Source organism: Nonomuraea terrae, assembly GCF_044465245.1.
Taxonomy (GTDB): domain Bacteria; phylum Actinomycetota; class Actinomycetes; order Streptosporangiales; family Streptosporangiaceae; genus Nonomuraea; species Nonomuraea terrae.
Genome location: NZ_JBITLL010000001.1, coordinates 1,304,006 through 1,312,921, shown reverse-complemented (window position 1 = coordinate 1,312,921; position 8,916 = coordinate 1,304,006). Strand labels below are relative to the sequence as shown.

At 66.8% G+C, this 8,916-nt stretch carries 6 protein-coding genes and 1 rRNA gene; all 7 read right to left on the bottom strand.

Features of this window, described 5'->3' with window-relative positions; all coding sequences use genetic code 11:
• Positions 1 to 90, bottom strand: a 16S ribosomal RNA gene (locus ACIBP6_RS06175); the annotation flags it as partial.
• Positions 91 to 524: 434 nt separating this feature from the next.
• Positions 525 to 3,098 carry a valine--tRNA ligase gene (locus ACIBP6_RS06170; RefSeq protein WP_397049235.1) on the bottom strand — a complete coding sequence of 858 codons (2,574 nt, stop codon included), beginning with the start codon at positions 3,096 to 3,098 and terminating at the stop codon, positions 525 to 527.
• A gap of 181 nt (positions 3,099 to 3,279) precedes the next feature.
• A complete protein-coding gene (gene clpX / locus ACIBP6_RS06165; protein ID WP_132614642.1) occupies positions 3,280 to 4,563 on the bottom strand; it encodes an ATP-dependent Clp protease ATP-binding subunit ClpX in 1,284 nt (427 codons plus the stop codon).
• Positions 4,564 to 4,747: 184 nt separating this feature from the next.
• Positions 4,748 to 5,371 (bottom strand): ATP-dependent Clp protease proteolytic subunit, encoded by a 624-nt coding sequence (locus ACIBP6_RS06160; RefSeq protein ID WP_132614640.1) that lies wholly within the window; start codon positions 5,369 to 5,371, stop codon positions 4,748 to 4,750.
• Positions 5,372 to 5,383: 12 nt separating this feature from the next.
• The gene (locus tag ACIBP6_RS06155) at positions 5,384 to 6,016 is read right to left on the bottom strand and encodes an ATP-dependent Clp protease proteolytic subunit (RefSeq protein ID WP_132614638.1); all 633 of its coding nucleotides are present in this window, start codon (positions 6,014 to 6,016) and stop codon (positions 5,384 to 5,386) included.
• A gap of 337 nt (positions 6,017 to 6,353) precedes the next feature.
• Entirely contained in the window at positions 6,354 to 7,733 is a 1,380-nt protein-coding gene (tig, locus tag ACIBP6_RS06150; protein ID WP_397049232.1) for a trigger factor, read from the bottom strand.
• 165 nt (positions 7,734 to 7,898) lie between these two features.
• Positions 7,899 to 8,765 (bottom strand): helix-turn-helix domain-containing protein, encoded by an 867-nt coding sequence (locus ACIBP6_RS06145; protein WP_132614634.1) that lies wholly within the window; start codon positions 8,763 to 8,765, stop codon positions 7,899 to 7,901.
• Between the last annotated feature and the right edge of the window lie 151 nt (positions 8,766 to 8,916).

Here is an 8,916-nt window from a genome sequence, read left to right as displayed (position 1 = left end):
CGAGTACCCCGAAGGGCCTTTCCGCTCGACTTGCATGTGTTAAGCACGCCGCCAGCGTTCGTCCTGAGCCAGGATCAAACTCTCCAAACAATGATTTGGAAACTTCGTCCAAGCAAAACCGTCAAACAATCTCTTTGACGAGGTGTTGCATGAAAATCATGCACTGGCTTTTAACACACTGTTGAGTTCTCAAGAAACGGACGCGTACATCCGCACCAGAATCCTTGGACCCCGGTGCGCGAGGCGCTCACATTTCGTTTCCTTCAATCTACCCTATCGGGACGATCCTTGTCAAACCGCCCGATCCGGGAGCTTCCGGACTTGCCCCGCTCGGAGGCAACCCTGCTAACTTACTCTAACTTTCGGCGCTTGTCCAACCGCGTGGCTGGGGCCGCCCGAAAGCCGGGGCTCATCAGAAGGGGTTTGCCAGAGCCAACCGGCCCTGCGCAGAAAACTCTAGCAGCCTCTGCGACGGGGAAGGCCCATCTTCGGTAACGAATGGACCTCCCCCGTTTGCGTACGGTTCAAACACCCAGCCCGGCGAGCTGGGCCTCCAGCCGCGCGATGTCGGCGGACGCCTGCTCGGCACGGCTGCGGACCTTGTCCACGACGTCCTGCGGCGCCTTGGCCATGAACTGCTCGTTGCCCAGCTTGGCCGCCACCTGGGCGGCCTCCTTGCGCGCCGCGGCCAGGTCCTTCTCCAGCCGCTTGCGTTCGGCGGCGACGTCGATGGCGCCGGCGGTGTCGATCTCGACCGTGACTCCGCCCACCGTGAGCCGCGCCGTGGCGTTGAACGACTCGGACGGCTCCGTCAGCCGCAACAGCGACCGGATCGCCGTCTCCTGGCCGAACAGCGGCGTGCCGGCCAGAGCGAGCCGGGCGGCCACCTTCTGACCCGGCTTGAGCCCCTGATCGGAGCGGAACCGGCGGACTTCCGTCACCAGCTCCTGCAGCGCCTCGATCTCCGCCTCCGCGGCCGGGTCGGTGTAGCGGGCCTCGGCCGTCGGCCAGGCCGCCACGACGATCGACTCCTTGCCGGTGACGGCCCGCCACAACTCCTCGGTGACGAACGGCACCAGCGGGTGCAGCAGCCGCAGCAGCGCGTCGAGCACGTGGCCGAGCACCAGTCGCGTGTGCTCCAGCCCCTCGCCAAGCTGGATCTTGGCCAGCTCGAGATACCAGTCGCAGACCTCGTCCCACGCGAAGTGGTAGAGCAGATCGGAGGCCTTGGCGAACTCGAACTCCTCGAGGGCCGCGTCGGCCGCCGTGATGACGGTCTGCAGCCGCGACAGGATCCACCGATCGGCCGGCGTCAGCTCGGCGTCGTCGAGGGAGCCGACAGCGGCGCCGTTCATCAACGCGAATCTGGTGGCGTTCCAGATCTTGTTGCAGAAGTTGCGGGAGCCGGCCGCCCATTCCTCGCTCACCGCGACGTCGGCGCCCGGGTTGGCGCCGCGCAGCAGGGTGAAGCGGGTGGCGTCGGCGCCGAAGCGTTCGACCCAGTCGAGCGGGTCGACCACGTTGCCGAACGACTTCGACATCTTCTTGCCGTACTGGTCGCGGACCATGCCGTGCAGGGCGACGACGCGGAACGGCGGCGCGCCGTCCATGGCGTACAGGCCGAACATCATCATCCGGGCGACCCAGAAGAACAGGATGTCGTAGCCGGTGACCAGCACGGAGGTCGGGTAGAAGCGCGCGAGCTCGGGCGTCGAGTCGGGCCAGCCCATGGTCGAGAACGGCCACAGGCCCGAGGAGAACCACGTGTCGAGCACGTCAGGGTCCTGCGTGTAGCCGGCGGGCGGATCCTCGTCGGGGCCGACGCACACGACCTCGCCGGCCGGGCCGTACCAGACGGGGATGCGGTGGCCCCACCACAGCTGGCGGGAGATGCACCAGTCGTGCATGTCGTCGACCCAGTCGAAGTAGCGCTTGGCCATCTCCGGCGGGTGGATGCGGGTGCGTCCGTCGCGGACGGCGTCACCCGCCGCCTTCGCCAGCGGCCCGACGTTGACGAACCACTGCAGCGACAGCCGCGGCTCGACCACGGTCTTGCAGCGCGAACAGTGACCGACCGAGTGGACGTAGGGACGCTTCTCGGCGACGATGCGCCCCTCGGCGCGCAACGCCGCCACCACGGCGGGACGGGCCTCGAACCGGTCGAGCCCCTGGAACGGGCCGTGCGCGGTGATGACGCCGCGTTCGTCCATGATCGTGAGGGACGGCAGCGAGTGACGGCGGCCGATCTCGAAGTCGTTGGGGTCGTGGGCCGGGGTGACCTTGACCGCGCCGGTGCCGAACGCCGGATCGACGTGCTCGTCGGCGACCACCGGGATCATGCGGCCGGTCAGCGGCACCTCCACCATCGTGCCGACCAGGTGGGCGTAGCGCTCGTCGGACGGGTGGACGGCGACAGCGGTGTCGCCGAGCATGGTCTCGGCACGTGTGGTGGCCACCACGATGTCGTCGGAGTAGCGGATCGAGACGAGCTCACCCTCGTCCTCGCTGTGCTCGACCTCGATGTCGGACAGCGCGGTCAGGCAGCGCGGGCACCAGTTGATGATGCGCTCGGCGCGGTAGATCAGCCCGTCGTCGAAGAGCTTCTTGAAGATGGTCTGCACGGCCCGCGAGAGCCCCTGGTCCATCGTGAACCGCTCGCGCGACCAGTCGACGCCGTCGCCCAGCTTGCGCATCTGGCCGAGGATGCGTCCGCCGGACTCTTCCTTCCACTCCCAGACACGCTCGACGAACGCCTCGCGCCCCAGGTCGTGCCGGGACTTGCCCTCCTTGGCCAGCTCGCGTTCGACGACGTTCTGGGTGGCGATGCCGGCGTGGTCCATGCCGGGCAACCAGAGCGTCTCGCGCCCCTGCATGCGGGCGCGGCGCGTCAGCGCGTCCTGGATGGAGTGGTCGAGCGCGTGCCCGATGTGCAGGACACCCGTCACGTTGGGCGGCGGGAGGACGATGCTGTACGGCTCGCGCGAGCTGCCCGGGTCGGCGCGGAAGTAGCCTTCGGATACCCAGCGCTCGTAGCTACGGGTCTCGACGTCGGCCGGTGTGTATTGAGTAGGCAGCTCTGGCGTTGTCACAGTGACCAATTCTAAGGACGAGGGCGAGCGGAAAACGCCCCGAGCCGGGAGCCGCCGCACGCGGCATCCCGTATCGGAGCGAGCAACCCCAACACCGTACGGCCTCCGCGCGTGTCCCGGAAAACCGGAAGCGCCCGCGCGGCGGGCTGCCGCGGGGCGCTCGGGATGCCGCCGGACGGGCGGCGGCGGGTCAGGCCGACTTCTCGCGCGGAGTGCGCTGCTGCTTGGCGGCGAGCTGGTCGCGCGGGACGAGCGTCGGGATCGCGTGCTCGATCACCGACTCGCGGGTGATGACCACGCGGGCGACGTCTTGCCGCGACGGCACTTCGTACATGACGGACTGGAGCACTTCCTCCAGGATGGCGCGCAACCCGCGGGCGCCGGTGCCGCGCAGGATCGCCTGGTCGGCGATGGCCTCCAGGGCTCCGTCGGTGAACTCCAGCTCCACGCCGTCGAGCTCGAGCAGCTTGCGGTACTGCTTGACCAGGGCGTTGCGCGGCTCGGTGAGGATCTGGATGAGCGCTTCGCGGTCGAGGTTGTGCACCGAGGTGATGACCGGCAGACGGCCGACGAACTCGGGGATCATCCCGAACTTCAGCAGGTCTTCGGGCATCACGTCGGAGAAGATGTCGGCCGCGTCGACCTCTTCCTTCGACCGGATGATGGCGTTGAAGCCGATGCCCTTCTTGCCGATGCGCGACTCGATGATCTGCTCAAGGCCGGCGAACGCACCACCGCAGATGAACAGCACGTTGGTGGTGTCGATCTGGATGAACTCCTGGTGCGGGTGTTTACGGCCGCCCTGCGGAGGCACCGAGGCGGTCGTGCCCTCCAGGATCTTCAGCAGGGCCTGCTGCACACCTTCGCCGGAGACGTCGCGCGTGATCGACGGGTTTTCGCTCTTGCGAGCGATCTTGTCGACCTCGTCGATGTAGATGATGCCGGTCTCGGCCTTCTTGACGTCGTAGTCGGCCGCCTGGATGAGCTTGAGCAGGATGTTCTCGACATCCTCGCCGACGTATCCCGCCTCGGTGAGCGCGGTGGCGTCGGCGATGGCGAAGGGCACGTTGAGCATCTTCGCCAGGGTCTGCGCCAGCAGCGTCTTGCCCGAGCCCGTGGGCCCGAGCAGCAGGATGTTGCTCTTGGCCAGCTCAAGGCCGTCGTCTCTGCCCCGGTCTCCCGACTGCACCCGCTTGTAGTGGTTGTACACCGCCACCGAGAGAGCCTTCTTCGCCTTGTCCTGACCGATGACGTAGGCGTCGAGGAACTCGTAGATCTCCCTGGGCTTGGGCAGGTTGTCCCACTTGAGCTCGGAGGACTCCGACAGCTCCTCCTCGATGATCTCGTTGCAGAGATCGATGCACTCATCGCAGATGTAGACGCCTGGACCGGCAATGAGCTTCTTGACTTGCTTCTGGCTCTTTCCGCAGAACGAGCACTTCAGCAGGTCTCCCCCGTCGCCGATGCGTGCCACCCCAGATACTCCTTTGCGTGGGACCGCCCTGCTCCCGAGAGCAGTGTCTCCGGACATCCTCCGGACTAGGCCGAACCGCTCAGGTTTCGACGTTACCGTCTTCTGGGCCCTCAGTGAGCCCCCTAGCGGCGAGTCGCACCGGAACGTGCCCTATAGGGCAGCGCTCCGGTGCGTCACGTCTCGTCTAGGAAGCCACGGCCTGAGCTCGTTTCTTCCTGGACGGGATGATGTCATCGATCAGACCATACGCCTTCGCCTCGTCCGCGTTGAGAATTTTGTCGCGTTCGATGTCCTTGCGGACTTCGGCGGAGGACTTACCGGTGTGCCGGGCCACGATGTCTTCCAGCAGCGTGCGCATGCGGAGGATCTCGCGGGCCTGGATCTCGATGTCACTTCCCTGGCCGCCGCCCTCGGTGGACGGCTGGTGGATCAGCACCCGGGCGTTGGGCAGCGCGAAGCGCTTGCCCGGGGTGCCGCCGGCCAGCAGCACGGCCGCCGCGGAGGCGGCCTGGCCGAGGCAGACGGTCTGGATCTCCGGCCGGACGAACTGCATCGTGTCGTAGATCGCCGTCATGGCGGTGAAGGAACCGCCGGGCGAGTTGATGTAGATGCTTATGTCGCGGTCGGGGTCGAGCGACTCAAGCGTCAGCAGCTGCGACATGACGTCGTTCGCCGAGGCGTCGTCGATCTGCACGCCGAGGAAGATGATGCGGTCCTCGAACAGCTTGGTGTACGGGTCCATCGTCTTGGACCCGGTGGACGTGCGCTCGGTGAACTGCGGGAGCACGTAGCGGCTTTGGATGTTCACAGTAGCTCCCCCTTAGGAAACCGGGCCGTGCGAGGGCACCTGGCGCGCACTGCGGACGACGTGGTCGATGAAGCCGTAGTCCTTGGCCTCCTCGGCCGTGAACCACCGGTCGCGGTCGGAGTCGGCCTCGATCTGGTCCAGCGGCTGCCCCGTGTGGAAGGCGATCCGCTCGGCGAGCGTCTTCTTCACGTAGAGCATCTGCTCGGCCTGGATGGCGATGTCGGCCGCCGTGCCGCCGATGCCACCCGACGGCTGGTGCATCATGACGCGGGCGTGCGGCAGAGCGTAACGCTTGCCCTTGGCCCCCGCGGTGAGCAGGAACTGCCCCATCGAGGCCGCCATCCCCATCACCACGGTCGATACGTCGTTCGGCACGTATTCCATCATGTCGTAAATCGCCATGCCGGCACTCACCGAGCCCCCCGGTGAGTTGATGTAGAGCGAGATGTCACGGTCGGGGTCGTCGGCCGCCAGCAGCAGCAGCTCGGCGCAGATCCGGTTGGCGATCTCGTCGTTGACCTCCTGCCCGAGCACGATGATCCGCTCGCGGAGCAGGCGCTGGTAGAGCTGGTCTTCAAGCCGGAAGGCGGAGCCGTTCTCACGGCCTCGAGACTCAGGCTGATAGAAGGTCGGCGGGCTGGTCACAGCGTCACCTTCCGATGCGTCGTAATCGATTGGCTTTGCTTGTGACCTTAACGCGCGCTGCCCATAGCTCATGCCCGGTCGCCGGGACTGTTCGCTGACGGCGCATGTCGCAGCGCCCCGAGGGCTTGCCATGTCGCGTCGCTTTCGTACCTGCCCGCGGGGAAGAGGGCGCTCTGGGCGGCCCGAGAGAGCTGGACGCGCGCATCCCTGCCCGGTAACCCTCCGTTGGCCCGCAGGCCACCACGGGGCCGCTGAGAGCCGCGTACGGCGCCCCGGGAACGCGTAAGCCCCCGGACCGGTCGGTTCGGGGGCTTTACGTCGGCTCGGATGAGGGCCGTTACGCCTCGGGCTTGTCGTCCTCGTCGGCGGGCTCTTCCTCAGGGGCCTCGCCACCGTTGAGCTCGGTGTAGATGGCCTTGAGGTCGATCTCGTTGCCGTCGGCGTCGACGACCTTGGCGGCGTCGCCCAGAACGGCCTTGGCCTTGTCGCGGACGATCTCGACCATGGCGAGCGTGAGCTGGTCGTTGTCGGCGAGGTGCTGGGCCAGCTCGTTGGGCTGGACGCCCATCTCCATGGCGCGGCGGACCACGAAGTTGGTCAGCTCCTGCTCCGAGACGCCGAGCTCCTCGGCCTTGACGACCTTGTCGAGCACGAAGCCGACCTTGATCGCCCGGGCGGAGGTGGTCTCGAACTCGGCGAAGCGCTCCTCCTCCGTCGTCTGGTAGAGACGGAAGAAGGCCTCGCGGCTCAGGCCGCTCTCGGCGATCTGGTGGTCGAGGTTGTGCTTGCGGGCGTCGATCTCGGCCTTGAGCGCGCTGTCGGGCAGCGGGATGTCGATCTGCTCGAGCACCGCGTCGAGCGCCTTCTCGCGGGCCTGGACGACCTGGTCGATCACCTTGTTGCGGCGGGCCTGCTCGCTGATGCTGGCCTTGAGCTCGTCGAGCGTGTCGAACTCGCTCGCGAGCTGGGCGAACTCGTCGTCGAGCTCCGGCAGGACCTTCTCCTTGACCGACTTGACGTTGATGATCACGTCGGCCTCCTCGCCGGCGTTCTCGCCGCCGACGAGCTCGGTCTTGAAGCTCTTCTCCTCGCCCGCGGACATGCCCTCGAGCGCGGCGTCGAGGCCCTGCAGCACGGAGCCGGCGCCGACCTCGTAGGAGACCTCGCTGGCCTGCTGCTCCTCGATGTTCTGGCCGTCGATCTCGGCGCGCAGGTCCATCACGACGAAGTCGCCGTTGGCGGCGGGGCGCTCGACGCCGGTCAGCGTGGCGAAGCGCTGGCGCAGCGCGTCGAGCTGGGCGTCGACGTCTTCGTCGGAGACCTCGGCGGAGTCGACCGTGACCTCGAGGCCCTGGTAGTCGGGCAGCTCGAAGTTGGGACGGATGTCGACCTCGGCGGTGAACTCGATCTGCTCGCCGTCGTCGATCTTCGTGACCTCGATGTCAGGCTGGCTGACCGGGAACACGTCGACCTCGTCGACGGCCTGGCCGTACAGCTTGGGCACCGCGTCGTTGAGGGTCTCCTCCAGCACCACCGCCCGGCCGAAGCGCTGCTCGATGATGCGGGCCGGAACCTTGCCAGGCCGGAACCCGGGGACGCGCACCTGCTGCGCGACCTTCTTGTACGCCGCATCCATGCTGGGGCGCAGCTCTTCGAACGGCACCTCGACAGTGAGCTTGACCCGGGTCGGGCTGAGCTCCTCGACAGCGGTCTTCACGGAATGGTCTCCTTGATCAAGCTACGAGTGATCGCGGGCGCGTCCATCGGTACGGCCCACGCGCCGCGCCCACATGAGCGGTGTTGGGCATGCTCCGCCATGGCGGGATCCAACGCCATGGCCAGTCTAGGGCAGATGCACACCCAACAACGACGCTCGCCGCCCTCAGAACTCGTCGGCGATCGTCCGCAGCAGCTCGATCGTCTCGTCAGGAGTGGTGCTCACGGCGCACAGCCGCTCCATCACCTCGCTGTATCGGTCCACGTCCTCACGCTTGTCCAGGTAGAGCGCGCTGGCCAGCTGCTCGACGTACACCACGTCGGGCAGGTCGGCGTCGGGGAATCTCAGGATGCTGAACGCCCCGCCCTCGGCGCTGTGCCCGCCGTAGCTGAACGGCATGATCTGGATCGTGATGTTGTGCTGGCGCATGAGGTCGATGAGGTGCTCGAGCTGGGCCCGCATCACCTCGACTCCACCGATCGGCCGGCGCAGCGCGGCCTCGTCGATCACCGCCCAGAACACCGGCCCGTCCGGCCGGTCGAAGATCCTCTGGCGCTCCAGGCGGAGATCCACCCTTCTGGCGATCTCCTCCGCTCCGATGCCCGCCGCCCCTGCGGTCACCACAGCCCGTGCGTACTCCTTGGTCTGCAACAGTCCTGGCACGAACTGGACCTCGTAGGTCCTGATCCTGGCGGCGGCCTCCTCAAGGCCGACGTACGCCTGGAACCACGTGGGCAGGACGTCGTTGAACCGGTGCCACCAGCCGGGTTCGTTGGCCGTGGCGACCAGGTCCAGCACCGCGGCGCGAGCCTGCTGATCCACCACTCCGTACAGGGTCAGCAGGTCCTCGACGTCACGCTCCTTGAACCCCACCCGGCCCAGCTCCATGCGGCTGATCTTGGATTCGGACCCCCGGATGAGGTGGCCCGCCTCCTCACGAGTGACGTTCTTCGCTTCCCTGAGCTTGCGCAGCTGGGAGCCCAGGAGGATGCGCAGCGCCGTCGGCCCGGAACCCGGCTGGTTCTGCGTCACTTTGCCTCCTATCAAGGTCCGCACACACAGTGACACCACATCGCCGGGTATGACAAGGTCTCAACCTGGTGTCCGATTCGGGGACTAATGGGCAAAAACAGTGCTTGCTCCTGCACACTGCACATGCACGTGCATTTGGGTCTTGCAGCGA